Consider the following 22,438-nt stretch of genomic DNA (forward strand, 5'->3'; position numbering starts at 1 on the left):
GTCCGGCGAACCCGCCACACCGGCGAAAGGGGGGGTTCCGTCTGTGGATTTATTTCACTGCCGCCACCGAGGGAAAAGGGGCCCAGCTCACTGCCGCAACTGCGTTGCAGGAAAGATGCTGCCGGCGGTCAGGTCGCCGCGGACCACATAGGGATAGACCAGGGAAGCATCAGACGCCCCCAGAAACAAGGTGCGGACATAGTCGATCACCTCGGCGCGGATTTGCCGCACCGCCGGCGAAAACAGCCAGGCCTGCAAAACCTGCCGGTCGGCCGTGTTCCAGTCGGCCGCATAGGTTGTCCAATCCGCCGCCACATAACCGGCGAAATACGGGCTGCCGTCGTCCTGGCGGAAATGCACCGCATCCAGCACGTACAGCAGATCGTCCGGCCCGTTCAAGCCGGCGATGATCTCACGCGCGACACGGACATCGAGACGATCGAGATAACCATGGAAACGATCGAGCGAAAATTCGATGCGACGTCCGCTGGGCAGGGTGGGCATGTTTTTCTCCATTCATGAGTCGATGCCTCTGCCCTGCGATAATCGTGCCAGGAGGAAAAACGGGAGACATTGCCCCATAACACCAGACGCCCCTTTTCCCCAACGCAAAAAGCCCACCCGCCCCGGCGAAGGGGTGGGCAGGCGCTTGCGTGAAGGTACGGTGTCCTAGGCTTCTTGCCGTAACAGCGCGCCTTGCAGCTTGTCGAGCGAACGGGCGAGTTCCAGCATTTCCTCGGAAGGAATCTGGCGGATCATCTCGCCGGTCTGCGCGTCCGAGACCTTGACGATGGTCTTGCCGCTTTCATCGTCGATCGAGAACGACAGGCTGTTGGGCGCCTTGGCCTCGACCAGTTGCTTCATCGCCGCCAGGGCTTTTTGCAACTGCTCGGGCTTGGACTGCTGCTGCGGCTGAGACTCGGACACGACCGCCGGCGCCTTGACGGCCGCGGCCGGCGCGCCGCCCGGTGCAACGGGGGCGGCCGGCAACGACGCGACATTGGCGCCGCCGGGGCTGCTGATCGTGTTGAGTGCCATGGCTTATCTCCTTGCCTGAACGGGCGACGGGCCCCCTGCTGCGGAACCCGTCGCCCTGCGCTTACCTTTGGCTACGACCATCAACCGCGCAGCAGCGTCAGCACCTGATTGGGCAGGGCGTTGGCCTGGGCCAGCATCGCCACGCCGGCCTGCTGCAGAATCTGGGCGCGGGTCATGTTGGCGGTTTCCTGGGCGAAGTCGGCATCCTGAATCCGCGAACGGGCGGCGGAAATGTTTTCGGCCGAGGTCGTCAGGTTGGCCACCGTCGAGGCGAAGCGGTTCTGGATGGCGCCCAGGTCGGCACGAATGGTGTTCACCTGCGCCAGCGCCGAATCGATCACGCTGACCGCGTCCTGCGCGCCCGTAGCGGTGCTGATATCCACGCTGGAAAGCTTGGTCAGGCTGCTGGTGGTCGCCTGGTTGGCGGAAGCATTGAAAATGCCGCCGATGCTGCTGGACATGTTGGAGCTCACCGCGAAGGCGCCGGAGCCCATTTCCAGCGTCACCTTGCCGGACACCACGGTGGAGTCGAGCTGGGCGCTCTTGGTCACCGTGCCGCCGTCTCTCAGCGTGATCGCCGAGCCGCTCATGCCGGTGACGGTCATGCTCTGCACCTTGGCCGTCGAGCCGGCGCCCAGATCGGTGACCGCGGCGGAATGCCGGAAATCCTCGATCTTGATGTCGTAGCCTTCGCTGCTGACCAGCTTCAGGCTGCCCGCGCCGGTGACTTCGGCGGAGATGCCGGTGCTGTTGGTGCGTTGATTGATCGCCGTGGCCAGGCTGGCGAGGCTGGTGGTGGTCACCGAAGCGTTGATCGCCACGGCATCGCCATTCTTGCCATAAAGGTTGAAGGACACCGTGCCATCGGTGGAAAGACCGGCCAAACTGGCCTCCGAGCGCGCCGTGGCGGTGATGCCGGTGGTGGCGGAAGCCGCATTCACCAAGCCGGCGATATCCTTGGCGGTCGCGTTGGCGGCGACATCGAGCGTTTGCGTGGTGCTGCCGGTGAGGGTCATCTTCTGGGCATTCACGCCATTACCTTCCGAGATGCCGGTGGAGGCGGTGCCGACATCCAGCATCAGATCGGTGGCATTCGCCGCACCCGACTTGAATTCGGCGGCGTTGGTGACGAACTGAAGCTGGTAGCCGCTGTCGGCAGCCATCCTCACCTGACCGCGAACGGATGTGGAATCGTTGCCCGCCTCAACTAGACTCTGAGTCGTCCCATCGAGACCAGAAACCATGTTGGTGGCAGTAATGGCACCGGTCGCCGCAGTCACCGCCGATGACAAAGTGCCATTAGTCAGTGTGGCGGTCGCTACCGCGGTGCTGGCACCGCTGTTGGTGGCGACCCCGATTGTCGTGCCAGCATTAGCAATGGCACTGATCGCCACTGTGGAGTTACCCGACGTGTCTGTTGTACCTGCAGTTCGTTTTACTTGAATGGCCGAGCCGTCACCTCCCGTTTGGGTAAAGGTGTAACCGGCCTCGGCCAGACCAGCATCCGCTGAAAACGCCGCAAACATGGCGTTATTGGTCGTTGCGGCATCAGCGCCGAATGTGAAACTGACCGCAGCGGCTCCGGTGAATGTGGCGGTAACAGTTTGACCCTGATCTGCCGCATTAACGGCGGTTGCGTTCAGCGCATAGTTGACCGTGTTGTTGGCGAGCGCAAAGGTTTCAATATTGATGTCCTTGCCGGAGGCGCTGGCGATTTGCAGCTTATTGGTGCTGGCAAAGTTGTCCAAACCTTCCAGGCTCAGGTCGCTGTCGCCGTTGGCGGTATTGATGGAGGCAATTTTCTCTGCCAGGGCGGTCTGGATGTTGGTACGCGTAGCGGCGTCATCTGCACCCACTGTGTAACTGACAGTAACGGCGGTATCGGCATCGACTGAGAGATCAAAACTGACGACATCGCCAGCATCCACGGTGTTTTTCGTGGCGTGGTTCAAAATGTCGCTAAAGTCGAGCTTCATCACGTTATAACCGCTGGCCTCGATGCCCGCTTCGGCATTGAGCGCGCTGGCGATATCCGCCGCGGTCGCGGTAGTGGCGATGGTGACATCCTTGGTGGCGCCAGTTGGATCGGTGATGCGGGCGGTAGTGCCCGTGGAGGCGTTGGCGGTGCGAGCCGTCGCAGCATCTGTGGTAGCCGCCGCGGAAATACCGAGCTTGTTGCCGTCCAGGGTGGTGGTCTTGGCGCTCTTGGCGGCGGAAGTGGCGGTGGTGATCTGGTTCGCGCCAAGCGTCTGGCTGGACGCGCCGGTGATGGAGGCGCTGATGGTCTCACGGGCGTTGGCGCCAACCTGGAAAGTCTGGGCGCTGAAGCTGCCGTCGAGCAGCTTGAGGCCGTTGAACGAGGTGGTGCTGGAGATGCGGTCCAACTCGGAAACCAGCTGATTGACTTCGGATTGCAGGGCCAGGCGGTCGGACGCGGAGTTGGTGGCGTTGGCGGACTGGATGGACAGTTCGCGCATCCGTTGCAGGATGTTGCCGGTTTCCTGCAGTGCGCCTTCGGCGGTCTGCGCCAGCGAGATGCCGTCGTTGGCGTTGCGCACGGCCTGGTTGAGGCCGCGGATCTGCGAGGTCATGCGGTCGGCGATGGCCATGCCGGCGGCGTCGTCCTTCGCGCTGTTGATGCGCAGGCCCGAGGACAGGCGCTGCAGCGACTGCGACAGCGTGGACTGCGAGGTCGTCAGGTTGCGTTGCGCATTCAGCGAAGTGATGTTGGTATTGATGACTTGTGCCATGACATTCTCCTTAGAGAGGGTTTTCCCCGTCGGACGCTTCGCAAGATGCTGACGCCGGCGCCGGTTTGGTTGCGGCGGTTGCCGCGCTCAGATGCTTTATCGGAGCTGCACGGGAAAACTTTAGTGTGAAAGACAAGCTTTTCCGCCGGGTCGCCTGTCCCACGATTCCCACGATCGGGGAAAAGCGGCGCGCGACGCCGGCCGCAAGCCCTTGGCGGCGCCACGAAGCCGCCCCCGACATCCGAGCGCAGCGAGCCGGCTCGCCCCCGGCAAGCCTTGCCGATCCGCGGCGAATACTTGCCGGAGCGGCGGCAAATGGAATGGAATAGCGGGTATTTCCCCCTTCTTTTCCCCACCAAGACCCGCTGGCACGGTAGCTGCTAATCGACACTCGAGAAGAAAACTTGAGCCCGCTTTCGTTTCGGTGCGCGGGATTGATCGATACACAGCAGCAGGACGACAAGGAGAGCCTCATGCCGCAAGTCATCAACACCAATATGGCGTCGCTGAATTCGCAGCGCAATCTGAATACTTCCCAGGGTGCGCTGGCGACCTCGCTGCAGCGCCTGTCCTCGGGCCTGCGCATCAACAGCGCGAAGGACGACGCCGCCGGCATGGCGATTTCGGACCGCATGTCCTCGATGGTGCGCGGCCTGAACCAGGCGACGCGCAATGCCAACGACGGCATCTCGCTGGCGCAGGTGGCCGAGGGCGCGCTGAGCGAGACCAACAACATCCTGCAACGCATCCGCGAACTGGCGATCCAGTCCGCCAACGCCACCAACTCCGCGTCCGACCGCCTGGCCCTGCAATCCGAAGTCAATCAGCTGATCTCCGAACTCGACCGTATCGCCAGCACCACCTCGTTCAACGGCCTCAAGCTGCTCGACGGCAACTTCGTGGCACAGAATTTCCAGGTGGGCGCCGAGGCGAACCAGACGATCTCGGTCTCGATGTCCGGTGCCGACGCGCAGACGCTCGGCATCAACAAGCTGACGGCCAACAACGCCACCCAGGGCATCCAGGTGGCCACGAGCGGCGCGGCGGTCGCCATGAACGGTTCCGCCCTCGGCGCGGCCTCGGCGGCCAACACCGATGTGACCACCGCCATCGGCACCCTGGTCGCCGACCAGACGCTCACCGTCATCAACTCATCGACCGGCGCGACACAAACCCTCGATATCGCCGCCACGGGGGCGAATGCCACACGCGACGCCTACGACATCGCGACCAAGCTCAATGCCTTGGTCGGGGTTTCCGCCTCCGCGACCAACAGCGCGGCATTTGCCGTCAGCGCGCCGGATGGCACGGCGGCCAACGGCGATCGTTACACGTTCACCCTCGCCACCGGCGACGGCGGTCCAACGGCGAATGTCAGTTTCGTGGTCAATAGCACCACCTTCCTGAACGATTTCAATACCGCCGTCGCGAACGCGGTCGCCACGATCAATGGCACCTACGCAAGCACCAGCCCGCTCGCCAATGACCTGAAGTACGACGCCACCACCAAGACCATCACCAGCACCTCGGGTGTCAATATCGGCATCCAGGATTTTCAGGTGTATGACAACGTAACCGGCGTATTCGGAGCAACTTTCACCAACTTGGCCGCAGGCGGAACTGACACGGCCACATTTGGAATGCAGATCGGCCCACTCGGCGGCGCGGGAGTGAGTCTGTTCGGTGGTGGCGGAACGATAACAACGGCAGCCATTGCAGGAGGTACAGATACAAACGCGCAAATTGCCATTGCCGACGCAATCGATACCGCCGTTTCCACCAATAATTTGAATACAGGAGTTACGGCAACCGGATCATTTGATGCTTCCGGCGTTGGCAGCGTTACATTCACCTACACCAATGCCGGCCAAAGTTATGGCGTAACGGTCGCACGTGCCAGCGCGGGTGATGTTGGCTTCACTATCACGACATCCGGCGGCGCCAACTTTGCTATCAACGGTTTCGCAGCCACTGGTGGTGATGAAACCGTTACCTTCACAGCCGGAGCCGACACAGCATCCTCTGGCGGCGGCACGATCACATCGGGTGGCGCAGCACAGACCCTTTCCCCGAATGCCAACAACACCGGCGCAACGCTGGGTTTCGCGGGAAAAACCGTTACCGAACTCGCCAACGACTCAGCCGTTCAGACCGGCGCGCTCACCGTGCTGCTCGACCCGAGCTACAACATCCAGTCGGATATCGCCAATAGTGCCGGCGGCATGCTCGACGCCGCCGCCGGCACCAACGCCGGGCTGACGCCGGGGTCGGGGTTGGCCGACGTTTCGAACGGCAACTATGTCGCCGCGCAGGCGCTGACGATCAACGGCACGGTCTCACGCAGCGTCGATATCCCCGAGAGCGCCACCGCCAAACAGATCGCCGCGCTGGTCAATGCGGTTGCGGACACCACCGGCGTTCAGGCCACGGCCCGCACCACCGCGACAATTTCGGATCTTTCGGCCGATGGTGTCGTTTCCTTGACGCTGTTCGGTTCCAATACGACGGTTGGCCAGGACATCTCCGCCAACGTGAAGACAACCGACCTGACCGAACTCGCCCAAGCCATCAATAGCCAGACCGGCAAGACCGGCATTGTCGCCACGCTCGACATCACCAAGACCAAGGTCAGCCTGCTCAACGACAGTGGCGAGGACATCAAGATTCTCAACTTCACCCACTCGGCTACCGCCACGGCCTCGATCCGCGTTGCGGGCCTGGAGGGATCCCAGTACGTGACACTTTCGGAAGGCGTCGGTATCGCCACCGACTCCACCGTCATCGGCGGCGCGGTCGATCTCAAGTCGGTCGGGGGTTATTTCAGCGTCAAAAGCTCGCTTTCCGAAGCACAAGGCGGGCTGTTTACCGGCACGGCCGAACAACTGCAGGCCAGCACCAAGGATGCCGTGGCGACGATCGATATCGGCACCGTGGCCGGGGCGACCCGCGCCATCGACATCGCCGACGGAGCGCTGGCGCGCATCAACAGCATCCGCGCCGACCTCGGCGCGGTACAGAACCGGTTCGGCTCGACCATTTCCAACCTGACGACTTCGGCGGAAAACATTACCGCCGCCCGTTCGCGCATCCAGGATGCGGATTTCGCGGCGGAAACCGCAGCGCTGACCCGTGCCCAGATTCTGCAGCAGGCGGGCGTGGCGATGCTGGCGCAGGCCAACCAGCTGCCGCAGCAGGTGCTGCAGCTGCTGCAGCGGTAAGCACTTCCCCGCTCAAGACGAACCCGCGCTCCGGCGCGGGTTTGTTTTTGAAAGTCGGGCCCATGGTGCTCCGATGCGGACAATTTGATGTTTCACGCTTAACATGGAATGCAACCTGCTCTACAGTTTTGACGGCAGCGGTCGTTAGTTGGTCTATCAGTAAAGGACTCGAATCATGGCAGGACTTTCTTCTCCCGGCGTCGGCTCGGGGCTCGACATCAACAGCCTGGTCAGCAGGCTGATGGAGGTCGAGCGTCTCCCGCTCGCCAAACTGGACAAGCAGGAGGCCGACTACCAGGCCAAGATCACCGCCTATGGCACGCTCAAGGGAGCGTTCTCGAGCTTGCAGACGGCGGTGAAGACGCTGAATTCGACCACGCGCTTCAACACCACCAAGGCCACGGTGGCCGATACCTCGGTGCTTTCGGCCACGACGAACAGCATCGCCAAGCCGGGCACCCATTCGATCGAGGTCAGCTTCCTGGCCCAGCAGCACAAGCTGGCATCGGCGGCTTTCGCCGATCCGGCGGCGACCCTCGGTTCGGGCACCCTGACCATCGATTTCGGCAGCTACGACGGCGATGCGAACGAATTCACGGTCAATGGCGACAAGACTTCGAAATCGATCACCATCGACAGCAGCAACAATTCGCTGGCGGGCATCCGCGATGCCATCAACCAGGCGAAGATCGGGGTCAGCGCCAGCCTCATCAACGATGGCGAGGGGTATCGGCTGACACTGTCGAGCGACGATGCCGGGAAGGCAAACTCGATGCGCATCCTGGTGAGCGACGGCGACGGCAACAATACCGATCTGAACGGGCTTTCGCGGCTGGCCTACGACCCCACGGCCGGCGGCGCCGGCAAGAATCTGCAACAGAGCCAGCCGGCACAGAACGCCGAATTCAAGATCGACGGGATTTTCATCAGCAAGAGCACGAATGTCGTCGGCGACGCGCTGCCCGGCGTGACACTGAACCTGCTGAAGACCACCGAGTCGAACAAGCCGACCACGCTCACCGTCGCCCGCGACACGGCAGGCGTGAAAAGCGCGGTGGAGGGTTTCGTCAAGGCCTACAACGATCTGGCCGGCACCGTCCAGGGGCTGGGCGGCTACGATTTCAAGACCCAGAAGGGCGGAATCCTGCAGGGTGACGCCACCCTGCGTGGCGTGCAGTCGCAAATGCGCAACCTGTTGTCGCAGCGGCTCGAATTCGCCGACGGAGGGCTGAATGCGCTGTCGGATATCGGCGTGAGTTTCCAGCGTGACGGCACGCTGTCGCTCGACAGCGCGAGGCTCGACAAGGTGCTGGCCGATCCGTCCAAGAATGTGGCAAGCCTTTTCGCCACCATGGGCGTGCCCAGCGACAGCCTGATCAGCTACGTGGGCGCCTCGGCCGCGACGCAGCCAGGGCGCTATGGCATCGATATCAGCCAGGTCGCCACGCGCGGCACGGCGACCGCCGGCGTCACGCTGAATATCGACGACATCGGCACCACCATCGACGCGTCGAACAAGACGCTGACGCTGAATCTGAACGGCGTTGCCACCAGCGTGACGCTCACCGAGGGCAGCTACAGCCGCACCCAACTGGTGGCCGAGCTACAGTCGAGAATCAACAGTGACGCCACCCTCAAGGCCGGCGGCCACACGGTTTCGGTCAGCCAGGAAAACGGCGTCCTGAAGCTGACCTCGACGCTTTACGGCGCCACTTCGAGGGTGCAGGTGACCGGCGGTTCCGCCGCGGCGGCGCTGTTCGGCACCGCCAGCAGCGTGAATGGTATGGACGTCGCCGGCACGATAGGCGGTCAGCTCGCCACGGGAAAGGGCCAGGTGCTCACTGGCAACGGCGCGATGAGCGGCTTGCAATTGCTGGTGGAGGGCGGCAATATCGGCGCACGCGGCACCATCGGTTTTTCGACGGGCATGGCGGCGCAGATCGACCAGACCTTGACCAAACTGCTCGGCGAGGACGGCGCGATCAGCAGCCGCACCGCAGGCATCGATCGGTCGGTGAAGGATATCGAAAGCCGCCGCGAGGTTCTCGAGCGTCGCATCGAGCAGGTCGAGAAGCGCTATCGCACGCAGTTCAACGCCCTCGACCAGGCGGTGGCATCGATGCAGCAGACCTCGGCCTATCTGTCGCAGCAGCTCGCCAGCCTTTCCAGCATGAACAAGAGCAACTGATTTCACGGAGACCGCACCATGTTTCAGACCATGAGCAACCCCGCGGCGGCCTACACCAAGATCGGCCGCGACATGGGGGTCGAAATGGCCAATCCGCACCAGTTGGTGCTCATGCTTTACGACGGTGCATTACTGGCCCTGGGGCTGGCGGTTTCCCATCTTGACAACAACGATAAGCAGGCGATGAGCGAGGAGATCGTCCGCGCCAGCAACATCATTTCCCAAGGGCTGCGCGACAGTCTCGACACGAAGGTCGGCGGCGAGCTCGCCGGGCGTCTCTCGTCGCTTTACGACTACATGAACATACGCCTGCAATTCGCCAACATCAAGGCCGATAAGGCGATCATCGAGGAAGTTTCCAGCCTGTTGCGCGAATTGAAGGATGCTTGGGTGGAAATAGCCAAAGATCCCGCCGTTGTTTCCGCCGGCAAGGAAATGAAGGGATGACTACCATGCTGTCGATGCCAACCCAGATCGAGATCTACGAAGACATGAGCGCGCTCTCCGCCCAGATGGTGGAGGCGGCGCGCAGCCAGGACTGGGACCGTCTGGTCGGCCTGGAGCGGTCCGTCTCCACCCTTCGCGGCACGCTTGCGGAAGACGACAGCGCATCGCTGTCGAGCACCGAGGTCGAGCGCAAGCGTTCGCTGATCCAGCGCATTCTCGACGACGACGCGGAAATCCGCCGCCATACCGAACCCTGGATGGAGCATGTGCGCCAGTTTCTCGGCGGGGAGAAGATGCGCAGGAACGTCGAGCGCGCCTACGGCGCCGGCGGCTAGCGCAAGTCCTCACTTTATCCCTCGTCCCTTCGGGGGAGAGGGCTGGGGTGAGGGGGGAAATTCAGCATGGATGCTCTTGAATGAGCGTTGCCCTCACCCCTGGCATCTCTCCCGCACGCGGGAGAGATGAACTTGCCGCCTGTCTTCAGCAGGGAGGCTTGGCATGGCACTGATCCCCACCGATGTCGGCATCCGCATGCGGATGCAGACCGAGTCCCAGCTTCAGCCGCTGGCCCCGGTGCGGGAGATCCAGCCCGATCTGCCCGATCTTCGACAGGGGCAGACTTTCTCGGCGCGGATTCAGCAGGTGATGCCCGACAACACCTACCGCGCGCTGGTGGCCGGCAAGGAGGTCACGCTGTCGCTGCCCCAGAGCGCCAAGGCGGGCGACAGCCTGGAGCTGGTGGTGGTGGATCGCTCGCCCAAGGCGGTGATCGCGCAATTGGCGACGCCGCCGGAGCTGAAGCCGGGCGTGGCATTCACCGCGCTGATCCAGGAGGCGCTGCCGGAAAGCACCTACCGCGCGCTGGTCGGAGACAAGACGGTCTCGCTCAAGCTCGACGTGCCCGCGAAGGCCGGCGATCACCTGGAACTGACGGTGATCGACCGCTCCAGCCGTCTGGTGGAAGCCCACGTGCTGGGTCCGGCCGGCGCCAAGGGAGCCGCGACACAGTATCCCTTCACCAGTCTGAGTCCGGCCGCCCAGTTGATCGGCAAGCTGCTGCTGGGCGACGGCCAGACGCCGGCGGCGGCGGCGCTCAACGGCGGCCAGCCGATCCTGTCGGCGCCGCCCGGCAGCGGGGCGGAACTGGCGCCCAGGCTGGCCCAGGCCGTGAGCGAGAGCGGCCTGTTCTACGAAGCCCACCAATCCCAGTGGCTGGCCGGCAAGCTGTCTGCCGAGACCTTGCTGAAGGAACCGCAGGGCCAACAGTCGCTCGCCCTGACGGCCTCTCCCGGCCAGACGGAGGCCGCCTCCGGCAAGGTGACCGAGGCCGCCGCCGCGGCGGCAAAGCCCTTCGTCGCGGAGCGGATTCCCGACGCCTTGCAACCTCTGGTGCAGCAGCAACTGGACACCGCGGCAACCCAGCGGATGCTGTGGCACGGCGAGGTCTGGCCGCAACAGACGATGGAATGGGAAATCCAGCGGGATGCCCCCGAGCGCGGCGGCGAACCCCAGGAAATCGACGCCTGGTCCACCCGTCTGGCGCTGACCACGCCCCGTCTGGGCCGCGTGGAAGCCAGCCTGCAACTGGCGGCGGACACGCTGCGGATCACCATCGACGCCGCGGACACCGCCGCTGCCGAAAATCTGCGCCAGGGCGCTGCGGCCCTGCACGCCGCGCTCGAAGCGGCCGGGGTGACGATGGTGTCCTTCCAGGTGCGCCATGGCGGATGAAACCATCCCCAGCGGCCGGGCGCTGGCGGTCGCCCTGGCCTATGCGCCCGGCGACGCGGCCCCCAAGGTGGTGGCCAAGGGCCGGGGCCTGGTCGCCGACGAGATCATCCAGCGCGCACGGGAACATGGCATCTACGTCCACGAGTCCCCGGAGCTGGTGACCTTGCTGATGCAGGTGGACCTGGACGGCAAGATTCCGCCGCAGTTGTACGTGGCCGTGGCGGAACTGCTGGCCTGGCTGTACCAGATGGAAAATCAAATGGAGCCCCCTGCGCAGAGCCCGTAGGTCGGGTTAGCCCACAGGGCGTAACCCGACAGACAGCCGTTGCGGACACCGATGTCGGGTTACGCTGCGCTAACCCGACCTACGCGGCTGTATCAGATGGAGAACGTGAGGGGTGAGGCGCCCGCCCAAGGAGCCAGGCAGATCGGCTAAACTCCGGGGCCGCCTCCCATATTTGTCATGAACGCAAACCCTCCGCCACCCTCTCCCGAGCATAAAGCGCCGCTCCTGGTCGAGTCCAACGACTACGAGCAGTACCTGCTGCATTCCCGGAGCGAGATTCTGTACGTGCTCAAATCGCTGATCGAGCGCGTGTGCCAGGTGACGGTGTTTTTCGGCGAAAACAACCTGATCCTGACCTCGGTGATCGAGGCCGATGAGACAGGCATGGTGCTGGATTTCGGCGCCAGCGGCGAGATGAACCGCAAGGCGCAGGAGGCGAAAAAGCTGTTCTGCGTGACCAACCTGGACAAGGTCAAGGTGCAGTTCATCCTGCACGGCATGACCAAAATCGACTACCAGGGCCGCCCCGCTTTCCGCGCCGAACTGCCGGAGAGCCTGCTGCGCCTGCAACGGCGGGAGTATTACCGCCTGACGATGCCGATCACCCGTCCCTTGAAGTGCCTGCTACCGCTCCCTCAGGCCGACGGCTCCATCCGGTCGCGGGAGGTGGACGTGGTGGACATCAGCGGCGGCGGTCTGGCGATGATCTCGCCGCCGGACGATGTGCCGCTGGAGGAGGGGATGGAGATTCCCGGCAGCAGCGTCGAACTGCCGGAGATCGGAACGATCGCCGCGACGCTGAACATCCGCACCCTTTTCGAAATCACGCTGCGCAACGGCGCCCGGCTCAGGCGCTCCGGCTGCCAGTTCATCAACCTGCCCGGTCCGATGCAGACATTGATCCAGCGCTACATCATCAAGACGGAACGGGAGCGCAAGGCGCGGGAGTCCGGCTTCGGCTAGGGCCTTCCGCACCGAGCCATTCCCCGGCGCAGAAGGAGAATCCTCCTTCTTTTCCGCCTTCGCTTTCCCCTTCCGGCGTTTCACTCTTTGGTTCCCATGAGCACTTACGACGAATCCTCCTTCCGCGTCCTGAAGGGACTGGAGCCGGTACGCGAACGGCCGGGCATGTACACCCGCACCGATTCGCCGGCCCACATCATCCAGGAAGTCATCGACAACGCCGCCGACGAGGCCCTGGCCGGCCACGCCAGGAACATCCACGTGATGCTGCATCAGGACGGCTCGATTTCCGTCACCGACGACGGCCGCGGCATTCCGGTCGGCCTGCACCCCGAGGAAGGCATTCCGGTGGTGGTGCTGGCCTATACCCGGCTCCACGCCGGCGGCAAGTTCGACAAGCGTTCCGGCAAATCGGCCTATGCCTTTTCCGGCGGTCTGCACGGGGTCGGGGTTTCGGTCACCAACGCGCTTTCGCTCAAGGTGTCGGTCGAGGTGCGGCGCGAAGGCAAGGTCTGGGGGGTGGAGTTCGCCGAGGGCGGCGAGAAGGTCGGCTCGGTGCAGGAACTCGGCGGTTGCGGGCGCCAGACCGGCACCCGGGTGCGGGTCTGGCCCGATCCGAAGTATTTCGATTCACCCCGCGTGCCCTTGAACGAACTGGAGCGCCTGCTGCGTTCCAAGGCGGTGCTGCTGTCCGGCGTGAAGGTCACGCTGGACACCGAACAGGCCGATGGCAGCTTCCTGACCAAGACCTGGAGCTACCCGCAGGGCCTGGCCGGTTACCTGAAGGAGCTGGCCGGCGACCAGGAGGCGGTCTGCCCCGTCTATGCCGGCGAGAAATACGCCACGGCCCAGGATGCCGACTTCGCCGAGGGCGAGGGCGCGGCCTGGGCCATCGGCTGGTTCCTTGAAGGCATGTCCTCCGAGTCCTATGTGAACCTGATTCCCACCGTCGCCGGCGGCATGCACGAGTCGGGGCTGCGCGCCGGAGTGTTCGAGGCGATGAAGACCTTCGTCGAGCATCACGCGCTGCTGCCGCGCGGCGTCAAGCTGCAACAGGACGATGTCTGCGGCAGGATGGGCTTCGTGCTCTCCGCCCGTCTGCTGGACCCGCAGTTCCAGGGCCAGGTGAAGGAAAAGCTCAATTCGCGGGAAGCGGTGAAGCTGGTCTCCAGCCAGGTGCGCGATCCTTTCGAGGTCTGGCTCAATATCCACGTCGAGGCCGGCAAGGCGATCGCCGACCTGGCGATCAAGCAGGCCCTGGCGCGGCAGAAGAACGCCCAGAAGGTGGAAAAGAAGAAACAGTCCGGCGTCGCGGTGCTGCCGGGCAAGCTCTCGGATTGCGAATCCACCGACATCGCCGAGAACGAACTGTTCCTGGTGGAGGGCGATTCGGCCGGCGGTTCGGCCAAGATGGCGCGCAACAAGGAGACCCAGGCCATCCTGCCGCTGCGCGGCAAGGTGCTGAACTCCTGGGAGATCGAGGTCGGACGCCTGTTCGCCAACGCCGAGATCCACGACATCGCGGTGGCGCTGGGCGTCGATCCCCACGGCCCCGAGGACACGCCGGACCTCTCCAACCTGCGCTACGGCAAGGTGGTGATCATGTCCGACGCCGACGTGGACGGCGCCCATATCCAGACCCTGCTGCTGACCCTGTTCTACCGCCACTTCCCGGCCCTGATCGAGGGCGGCCACGTGCATATCGCCCAGCCGCCGCTGTACCGCATCGACGTGCCGGCCTCCGGCAAGAAACGCCCCGCGCGCCGGCTCTACGCGCTGGACGAGGGCGAGCTGACCGCCATCCGCGACCGCCTGGAGAAGGAAGGCATCGGCGCCGACAAAATCGAGGTCGGACGCTTCAAGGGCCTGGGCGAAATGAACCCCGAACAACTGCGCGAAACCGCGATGGACCCCGCCACCCGCCGCGTGCTGCCGGTGGCGCAGCGCCCGGAATTCCGCGCCGAAACCCTGAAGCTCTTCAACCTGCTGATGGGCAAGGGCGAAGCCTCCGGCCGCCGCGCCTGGATGGAAGCCAAGGGGCATCTGGTGGAGGCGGATGTGTAATACGGATGGACAAAGGCGCCCTCATTGGCTAACCTTAGCCAATCAATACCGCCGGAGCCGATCGACCATGCTCGCCAACATGCTGGAAGCCAAGAACAACCTATCGCGTCTCGTCGCCGCCGCCGAGCGTGGCGAGGAGGTCATCCTGGCCCGTGACGGCAAGCCCGTAGCCAAGATCGTGCCCTTGCGCATGGCCAGGGTCGCTCCCCCTGGCAGCATGCGCGGTCGCATCCATCTCTCGCCGGACTGGGACAGTCCGGAAACCAATGCCGAAGTCGCTGCCCTGTTTGAAGCGTCGGTCCTGCGCGGTTTGTAAGCTGCACCTCCGACACTCCGATGCTGCTGCTCGACACCAATATCCTGATTCCCTGGCTCGCCGGCGATTCGATCCCCGAGCCGGTGGTCGAGCAAATCCAGACCGACGGCGCCTACGTCAGCCCGGTGTCGATCTGGGAAATCTGGATCAAGGTCAGCATCGGCAAACTGCGGCTGGAAACGGAAAGCCTGGTAGCGGAAGTCGACACTGCCCAACTGTCCTGGCTGAATGTCACCCCAGCCCATGCCGAGGCCATCAAAGACCTGCCCCTGCTCCACCGCGATCCCTTCGATCGGCTGCTGCTTGCCCAAGCCAGAGCCGAGGGTTGCAAAATCGTCACGACGGATGCCTTGTTCGCGGACTATTTGCCGGATACGTGGGTCGTCGCAAAATGAGGAGCAAGTGTGCAGCGGGGTAAGCCCATGCCTTACCGCTCCCATCTCCAACACGCCTCACTCCACCCCCAATGACCGACAACACCCCCGACCTCTTTACGGCAGACACACCCGTGCCTCCCCCCCCCGCCCCGCCGGTGTTCGACGACGGCTCCGCGTTGCCGCTGGACGCCTATGCCGAGCGCGCCTATCTCGCCTACGCCATGAGCGTGGTGAAGAGCCGCGCCCTGCCGCAGGTGGAGGACGGCATGAAGCCGGTGCAGCGGCGCATCCTGCACGCGATGAACGAGATGCGCCTGTCGCCCACCGCCAAGCACGTGAAGTCGGCGCGGGTGGTCGGCGACGTGATCGGCAAATACCACCCTCACGGCGACTCCAGCGTCTATGACGCGATGGTGCGGGTGGCGCAGGATTTCAGCCTGCGCTATCCGCTGGTCGACGGCCAGGGCAACTTCGGCTCGCGCGACGGCGACGGCGCGGCGGCGATGCGCTACACCGAGTGCCGCCTGACGCCGATCGCCGAGCTGCTGCTGGCCGAGATCGATCGCGGCACGGTGGACTTCGCGCCCAACTACGACGGCGCCTTCGAGGAGCCCACGCTGCTGCCGGCGCGGCTGCCCTTCGTGCTGCTGAACGGGGCTTCCGGCATCGCCGTGGGCATGGCCACCGAGATTCCCTCGCACAATCTGCGGGAAGTGGCGGAGGCCGCGCGGCTGCTGATCAGGAAGCCCGAGGCGGTGCTGGAGGAAGTGCTGGCGGTGTTGCCGGGACCGGACTTCCCCGGCGGCGGGCAGTTGATCTCGGCGCCGTCCGACATCCGCGACGCCTACGCCAGCGGTCGCGGCTCGCTGCGTCTGCGGGCGCGCTGGCGGGTGGAGGATCTGGCGCGGGGCCAGTGGCGGGTGATCGTCACCGAATTGCCGCACGGCGTCTCCACCGCCCAGGTGCTGTCGGAGATCGAGGCGCTGACCAATCCGCAGCCGCGCGCCGGCAAGAAGGACGTCAGCCAGGAACAGAAGAACCTCAAGCAGGTGGTGCTCGGCGTGCTCGACACGGTGCGCGACGAATCCAGCGATAAGGCGCCGGTGCGCATCGTGCTGGAGCCCCGCTCCTCCCGCATCGGCCAGGACGAGTTCATGGCCGTGCTGCTGGCACACACCAGCCTGGAGGCCAGCACCTCGCTGAACTTCACCATGATCGGCCGCAATGGCCGGCCGCAGCAGAAGAACCTGCTGCAGGTGCTGCACGAGTGGATCGATTTCCGCTTCGTCACGGTGGAGCGGCGCAGCCGTCATCGCCTGGCCGAGGTGGAGCGCCGCATCCACATCCTGGAAGGGCGGATGACGGTCTTCCTGCGCATCGAGGAAGTGATCCGGGTGATCCGCGAGTCCGACGAGCCGAAGGCCGAGCTGATGGCCCATTTCGGCCTGACCGCGGTGCAGGCCGAGGACATCCTGGAAATCCGCCTGCGCCAGCTGGCGCGGCTGGAAGGCATCAAGATCGAGAAGGAGCTGGGCGACCTACGCGACGAGCGGGGCGGTCTGCAAAAGCTCCTCGATTCGCGCAGCGAAATGACGCGGCTGATCCTGAAGGAAATCGGCGACGACGCCAAACAATACGGCGACGAGCGCCGCACCCTGATCGAGGCGGTGGCCTACACCGGCCCCGCCGAGGTTTCGGTGCCCGACGAGCCGGTGACGGTGATCCTCTCCAGGAACGGCTGGGTGCGCTCCCGCCAGGGTCACGGCATCGATCCCGAGTCGATTTCCTACAAGGCCGGCGACTTCCCCTTCCTGGTCGCCGAATCCCGCACCGTCTGGCCGCTGGTGCTGATCGACGGCAACGGCCGCGCCTACAGCGTGAAGGTCTCCGATCTGCCGGGCGGCCGGGGCGACGGCGTGCCCATCGCCACTCTGGTGGACCTGCAGGACGGCGGCAAGGTCGCTCAGGCCGTCAGCGCCGATCCCGACAGCAAACATCTCTTCGCCGGCAGCGGCGGCTACGGCTTCGTCGCCCGCCTGGGCGACCTGGTGGGGCGCAACAAGGCCGGCAAGGCCTTCCTCTCCCTGGACAAGAACGAGAAGCCCCTGAAGCCGGCCCGCACCGAGGGCGCCACGCTCTGCGCGATCTCGGCCGTCGGCCGCCTGCTGCTGTTCCCCCTGGCGGACATGCCGGAGATGAGCAAGGGCCGCGGCAACAAGATCATGGACCTGGAGCCGGCCGACGAACTGGTGGCGGTCTGCGTGAATTTCGGCAACAGCCTGACCATCGAGGGCGTCGGCCGGGGCGGCAAGCCCGGCACGGCGGTGATCGAGGGCCGCAATCTGGACCCGTTCCGCGGCCAGCGCGCCCGCAAGGGCCATCTGGCGCCAGTGAAGATCCGGCCCGGCGGCTTGAATTGAGGGCTTGAACGAGGCGCTCGCCCCGAGCCCTTCGGCGAGACTCAGAACAAGTTTGTCGAAGGGCTTGGCCGGCAGGGCTTCGACGGACTCAGCCCGAACGGGTGGTGATTTAAATGCGCGAGATCGCAAGGGATGCTCAAGCATGACAAAGAAATCCGTACAGAACAGCATTGTCCGTTCATCGGCAGCGGAGTACCTGACCTTTGTCGCCGCCAGAGGACAAGGGAGTGTCGAAGCCATCTACGCAAATGAAAACGTGTGGCTCACCCAGAAGATGATGGCCCTGCTCTACGACGTGGATGTGAGAACCATCAACTACCACCTGAAAACGGTGTTTGCTGACAGTGAATTGGACGCAAATTCAGTTATCCAAAATTTTCGGATAACTGCCGCAGACCGCAAGAGCTACGACACCAAGCATTACAGCCTGAAAGCCATTATCGCGGTTGGCTACAAGGTCAATTCCGAACGTGCCGTGCAGTTCCGGAAATGGGCGACCACCATCCTTGAGTCTTTCACCATCAAGGGTTTCGCGATGGACGATGAGCGCCTGAAGAACGACGGATCAGTGCTCACCAAGCAGTATTTTGAAGAACAGTTGCAGCGTATCCGGGAAATCCGGCTGTCTGAGCGCAAGTTCTACCAGAAGATCACAGACATCTACGCTACGGCGCTTGACTACGACGGCAAGGCTCAGGCCACCCAGCGTTTCTTCGCCACGGTGCAAAACAAACTGCACTGGGCCATTCATGGCCAGACGGCGGCAGAAGTGATCTACAGCCGTGCCGATGCTGCCAAAGACAATATGGGCCTGAGCACCTGGAAGGATGCGCCCACCGGCAAGATTCAGAAATTCGATGTGACTGTTGCCAAGAACTATCTCTCCGAAGGCGAGATGGCTCAATTGCAGCGCTTGGTGTCTGCCTATCTGGACGTGGCCGAGGACATGGCAATCCGCCAAATCCCAATGACCATGCAGGATTGGGAAACCCGCCTGAATCGATTCATTGAAGCGACCGACCGAGCCACATTGCAGGACGCTGGCAAGGTATCAATGGAAATTGCCAAGGCGTATGCCGAGAGCGAATTCGAGAAATACCGCTTGATTCAAGATCAACAGTACGTGTCTGACTTCGACCGGCTTCTACAAATCAGCAGCGACAATGAGGGCAATAACAAATGAGCTACTTGGATATTTAGGGCGAGAACGCCCACAGTGTTGGTCGAGACAAAACACACGCGGAGCGTTTAGCAGGAATCGTTACAAGTCAGCCCAAGACACACTATTTGTCGAAGCCCCATTTACGCGCTGCCCCGACAGCGCTTTTCCGCCGGGCCGCCTTTCCCACGAGGGGGAAAGCGGCACGCGGCGAAGCCGCATCCTATCGGTGCCGCCACAGCGCTCCCCGTAACTTCGAGCGCAGCGAGCCGTATCGCCCCCCCCCGGAGGGGGGTGAGCCAGCTACCCAACCCCGGCGCGAAGCAGGAAGTTGCCCAGGTGGAAGTCGTTCTTGGTGGTGTGATTGATCTGCCAATCCACCAGCAGGAGCTGGATGCGGAACAGCAGGTAGAGCCGGTCCCGCTCGGCGGCGAGGATTTCCGCGCGCAACTGCTCGTAGGCCACCAGGAAGGCGTGATGCTGGCGCAGGTGCTCGTGGATGAAGGGATAGCCGTAGCGCCGCATCAGGTTCTCCTCGGTGCTGAAATGCTCCAGGGTGAAATCGGCGAATCCCTGCAGGGCCTCGGCAATGGGGCCATCTCCGCGCGCCACATGCTCGGAGAGCGCGGCGACCCGTGCCAGCAGTTCCTTGTGCTGGGCATCGACTTCCTCGATCAGCACCGAGTATTCGTCGCGCCAGGCGGTATCGGGCATCCGACTCTTGACCGAGCCCTGGCCGGCATCGGCGCAGCGGTTCAGATAGCTGCGCGCGGTCTTGTCGTCGGGCGCGTTGCGCAGGCACTCCTCCAGCAGCGGCCGGGCTCGATCCGCGCGGCCCATATGGGAAAAAGCGACCGCCTCCTCGAACATCGCCTTGGTTTCCTGCTTGGCCAGCCAGAGGGGTTCGGGATCGGCGTCGAAGACTTCATAGACGGACTGCGCCTGATAGCGCCCCCGCACCGAGAGCCGATCGAGAAAGCGGATCGAATAGGCGCCCGGGTCCTGCAGCGAATGCAGGGTGTGGTCGCTGATGATCAGCGGCGTGCCATAGTTCTTGGTCAGCCCTTCAAGGCGGGAGGCCAGGTTCACCGAGTCGCCGATCACGGTGCTGTCCATGCGGCTGGGGCCGCCCACGGTCCCCATCATGACCAGGCCGGTGTTGATGCCGATGCCGATCCGGATCGGCGTGTAGCCGGCACGGGCGCGCCCCTGGTTGTAGATCACGAGGCGCCGCAGCATGTCGATGCCGGCGCGCACGCCGTCGTCGGCGGAACCGGGAAACAAGGCCATGATGCCATCGCCGATGTACTTGTCGATGATGCCGCGATTGCGGCTCACCACGGGCTCCATGGTGGACAGATAGGAATTGATGAAACGGAAATTCTCGGCCGGCAGGATGGATTCGGACAGCAAGGTGAAGTCCCGGATGTCCGAGAACAGCAGGGTCATTTCCTTTTCGACGTGGTCCCCCAGTTCCACATCGACGATGCTGGGGCGCCCGAGCAGCTGCAGGAATTGCTGGGGCACGAAGCGGCCGTAGGCGGCTTCGTGCTCGGGCATCCGGGAGGTGGCCGGTATCGGATTATCAGCGGACATGGTCGCAGTATAAATGCCAAGCCCCGGCAGACCGGGGCTTGGCGGGGAGCGGAATCAGATGGCGCAGGAAATTCTCACACCGGCTGCTCAAGGGGTGGGGGCGGCCGCTCAGACCGGCATGTTCATGATGTCGTTGTAGGCGGAAACCAGTTTGTTTCGCACCTGGACCATCTGCTGAAAGGAAAGATTGGCCTTTTGCAGATTGACCATGACATCCTGAAGGTTCACGTTGCTCTGGCCGCTGGCGAAATCCTCGGTCATCGTCTTGGCGCTCTGCTGGGCCTGGTTGACCTGCTCCAGGGCGCCCTTCAGCACCTGGGAAAAGTCCGGCCCGCCGGTCTCCTGGGCGGTGCCCGCCGGCTTGCCCTGTGCCAGGGCGGATGCCGCCCTGAGTTCGGCGAGCATGGCGTCGATATTGCGCGTGTCGATGGACATGTCGGAAATGGCCGTCTGGTTAACTGTCCCGATTCTAAGAGCAAACGACGTGCCCGTCATTCATTTTCGATGTGCCCCTCGTCACGATACTGCGCCAGTTTGTAGCGCAAAGTCCGTTCGGAGATGCCCAGCAGTTCCACCGCCTTCTTGCGCGAGCCGCCCACCTTGGACAGGGTGTCGAGAATGTGCTGGCGCTCCAAGTCCTTCATATTTGAGGAGGAAATGCTCTCCATCCGTTCCTCGGCGACCACGGCCAAGGGCGCCGGCTGGGCGGGGACGATGACGGACGGAGGGGGCGTCGAGTGCCGCGCCAACAGCAGATGGTCGGCCTCGACCGTATCGCCGGACGCCAGGATCAGCGCGCGCTGAACGACATTTTCGAGTTCGCGCACATTGCCCGGCCAGCCATGGGCGGCAAGTTTTGCCGCCGCTCCCGGGCTCAGAGCCACATGCCGCCCATTGCGGGCGCCGTAAATCCCGAGGAAATGGCGCGCCAGGGGCAGGATGTCGCCGGACCGTTCGCGCAGGGATGGAATGTGCAGGGGAAAGACGTTCAGCCGGTAGTACAAATCCTCGCGGAACCGGTGCTGGCGCACCTCCTCCGCCATATCCCGGTTCGACGTGGCCAGCACCCGGATGTCGATCGGCACCGGCTTGCGGCCGCCAACCCGCTCCACTTCCCGCTCCTGGAGCACCCGCAGCAGCTTGGCCTGAAGCGCCAGCGGCATTTCGGAGATTTCGTCCAACAGCAGCGTGCCGCCGTCGGCCTGTTCGAATTTGCCGGCCTGGGCGGCCTGGGCGCCGGTGAAGGCGCCCTTCTCATGACCGAACAGGGTGGCTTCCAGCAGATTGTCCGGAATCGCCGCGCAGTTGATGGCGACGAAAGGCCCCGCCGCGCGGGCCGACTGGTCATGGATGTAGCGGGCGAACACTTCCTTGCCGGTGCCCGATTCGCCGGTCAGCATCACCGTCGCGTCGGTCCGGGCAACCCGTGCCGCCAGCAGCAGGACCTCGCGGGTCAGCGGGTCCTCGGCCACCACGCCCTCGGCGGCCGGGGCGATGGCATAGCGTTCGATCTGGGCCAGCAGATCGCGCGGCTCGAAGGGCTTCAACATGAAATCGCAGGCGCCGCCGCGCATGGCGGCCACCGCCTTGTCCACATCGCCGAACGCGGTCATCAGCAGCACCGGCAGGTTCGGCCGGCGGCGCCGGATCTCGCCCAGCAGTTGCAGGCCGTCCATCGGCGCCATGCGCAGATCGGACACCACCATATGGAAGTCGCGGCTCTCGATCTGCGCCAGGGCCGGCTGCCCTCCGGCGGCGCCGGTGACGGCGTGCCCCGCCGCCTCCAGCGTGATGGAAAGCGCATCGCGCAGCGCGTCGTCGTCCTCGACGACCAGTATCTTGAGCTTGTTCATGGGCACGATTCAACCACAAGGCCGTGCCGGAT

At 63.9% G+C, this 22,438-nt stretch carries 18 protein-coding genes; 12 read left to right on the forward strand and 6 right to left on the reverse strand.

Features of this window, described 5'->3' with window-relative positions; genetic code table 11:
• Window positions 1–87: 87 nt before the first annotated feature.
• The 3 genes from B9N43_RS08780 to B9N43_RS17670 all read right to left on the reverse strand — a co-directional run bounded on the left by B9N43_RS08780 (window position 88) and on the right by B9N43_RS17670 (window position 3,788).
• Window positions 88–504 (reverse strand): hypothetical protein, encoded by a 417-nt coding sequence (locus B9N43_RS08780; RefSeq protein ID WP_145841890.1) that lies wholly within the window; start codon window positions 502–504, stop codon window positions 88–90.
• Window positions 505–669: 165 nt separating this feature from the next.
• Window positions 670–1,038 carry a flagellar protein FlaG gene (locus tag B9N43_RS08785; protein ID WP_145841891.1) on the reverse strand — a complete coding sequence of 123 codons (369 nt, stop codon included), beginning with the start codon at window positions 1,036–1,038 and terminating at the stop codon, window positions 670–672.
• Between the two features lie 80 nt (window positions 1,039–1,118).
• Window positions 1,119–3,788: a flagellin gene (locus B9N43_RS17670; protein WP_145841892.1), complete on the reverse strand. Its 2,670-nt coding sequence runs from the start codon at window positions 3,786–3,788 to the stop codon at window positions 1,119–1,121.
• Between the two features lie 473 nt (window positions 3,789–4,261).
• Between B9N43_RS17670 and B9N43_RS17675 the strand changes: the two genes are divergently transcribed.
• The 12 genes from B9N43_RS17675 (at window position 4,262) to B9N43_RS08850 (ending at window position 18,981) form a co-directional block, all read left to right on the forward strand.
• Window positions 4,262–7,006, forward strand: coding sequence for a flagellin (locus B9N43_RS17675; protein WP_145841893.1), 2,745 nt, complete (start codon window positions 4,262–4,264; stop codon window positions 7,004–7,006).
• Window positions 7,007–7,181: 175 nt separating this feature from the next.
• Entirely contained in the window at window positions 7,182–9,194 is a 2,013-nt protein-coding gene (fliD, locus tag B9N43_RS08800) for a flagellar filament capping protein FliD (RefSeq protein WP_145841894.1), read from the forward strand.
• A gap of 30 nt (window positions 9,195–9,224) precedes the next feature.
• Window positions 9,225–9,641 (forward strand): flagellar export chaperone FliS, encoded by a 417-nt coding sequence (fliS, locus tag B9N43_RS08805; RefSeq protein WP_186453760.1) that lies wholly within the window; start codon window positions 9,225–9,227, stop codon window positions 9,639–9,641.
• Entirely contained in the window at window positions 9,638–9,976 is a 339-nt protein-coding gene (locus B9N43_RS08810) for a flagellar protein FliT (protein WP_261379301.1), read from the forward strand. The genes fliS and B9N43_RS08810 overlap by 4 nt, the downstream gene beginning before the upstream one ends.
• 163 nt (window positions 9,977–10,139) lie before the next feature.
• A complete protein-coding gene (locus tag B9N43_RS08815) occupies window positions 10,140–11,372 on the forward strand; it encodes a flagellar hook-length control protein FliK (protein ID WP_145841896.1) in 1,233 nt (410 codons plus the stop codon).
• The gene (locus tag B9N43_RS08820) at window positions 11,362–11,658 is read left to right on the forward strand and encodes an EscU/YscU/HrcU family type III secretion system export apparatus switch protein (RefSeq protein ID WP_145841897.1); all 297 of its coding nucleotides are present in this window, start codon (window positions 11,362–11,364) and stop codon (window positions 11,656–11,658) included. The genes B9N43_RS08815 and B9N43_RS08820 overlap by 11 nt, the downstream gene beginning before the upstream one ends.
• 177 nt (window positions 11,659–11,835) lie before the next feature.
• Complete coding sequence (locus B9N43_RS08825) at window positions 11,836–12,621, forward strand: flagellar brake protein (protein WP_145841898.1); 786 nt, start codon at window positions 11,836–11,838, stop codon at window positions 12,619–12,621.
• Between the two features lie 96 nt (window positions 12,622–12,717).
• A complete protein-coding gene (locus B9N43_RS08830; protein WP_145841899.1) occupies window positions 12,718–14,685 on the forward strand; it encodes a DNA topoisomerase IV subunit B in 1,968 nt (655 codons plus the stop codon).
• Between the two features lie 67 nt (window positions 14,686–14,752).
• Window positions 14,753–15,001, forward strand: coding sequence for a type II toxin-antitoxin system Phd/YefM family antitoxin (locus tag B9N43_RS08835; RefSeq protein WP_145841900.1), 249 nt, complete (start codon window positions 14,753–14,755; stop codon window positions 14,999–15,001).
• Window positions 15,002–15,021: 20 nt separating this feature from the next.
• Window positions 15,022–15,396, forward strand: coding sequence for a type II toxin-antitoxin system VapC family toxin (locus B9N43_RS08840; RefSeq protein WP_145841901.1), 375 nt, complete (start codon window positions 15,022–15,024; stop codon window positions 15,394–15,396).
• Window positions 15,397–15,467: 71 nt separating this feature from the next.
• Window positions 15,468–17,798, forward strand: coding sequence for a DNA topoisomerase IV subunit A (parC, locus tag B9N43_RS08845; protein ID WP_145841902.1), 2,331 nt, complete (start codon window positions 15,468–15,470; stop codon window positions 17,796–17,798).
• Window positions 17,799–17,940: 142 nt separating this feature from the next.
• Complete coding sequence (locus B9N43_RS08850) at window positions 17,941–18,981, forward strand: virulence RhuM family protein (protein WP_145841903.1); 1,041 nt, start codon at window positions 17,941–17,943, stop codon at window positions 18,979–18,981.
• Window positions 18,982–19,260: 279 nt separating this feature from the next.
• Here the strand turns inward: B9N43_RS08850 and B9N43_RS08855 are convergent, their stop codons facing one another.
• The 3 genes from B9N43_RS08855 to B9N43_RS08865 all read right to left on the reverse strand — a co-directional run bounded on the left by B9N43_RS08855 (window position 19,261) and on the right by B9N43_RS08865 (window position 22,406).
• Window positions 19,261–20,553: a bacteriohemerythrin gene (locus tag B9N43_RS08855; protein WP_145841904.1), complete on the reverse strand. Its 1,293-nt coding sequence runs from the start codon at window positions 20,551–20,553 to the stop codon at window positions 19,261–19,263.
• Between the two features lie 108 nt (window positions 20,554–20,661).
• Complete coding sequence (gene fliE, locus B9N43_RS08860; protein ID WP_222428694.1) at window positions 20,662–20,988, reverse strand: flagellar hook-basal body complex protein FliE; 327 nt, start codon at window positions 20,986–20,988, stop codon at window positions 20,662–20,664.
• Between the two features lie 56 nt (window positions 20,989–21,044).
• Entirely contained in the window at window positions 21,045–22,406 is a 1,362-nt protein-coding gene (locus B9N43_RS08865; RefSeq protein ID WP_145841905.1) for a sigma-54-dependent transcriptional regulator, read from the reverse strand.
• Window positions 22,407–22,438: the final 32 nt, after the last annotated feature.

Origin of the sequence: Denitratisoma sp. DHT3 (genome assembly GCF_007833355.1) — a bacterium.
Taxonomy (GTDB): domain Bacteria; phylum Pseudomonadota; class Gammaproteobacteria; order Burkholderiales; family Rhodocyclaceae; genus Denitratisoma.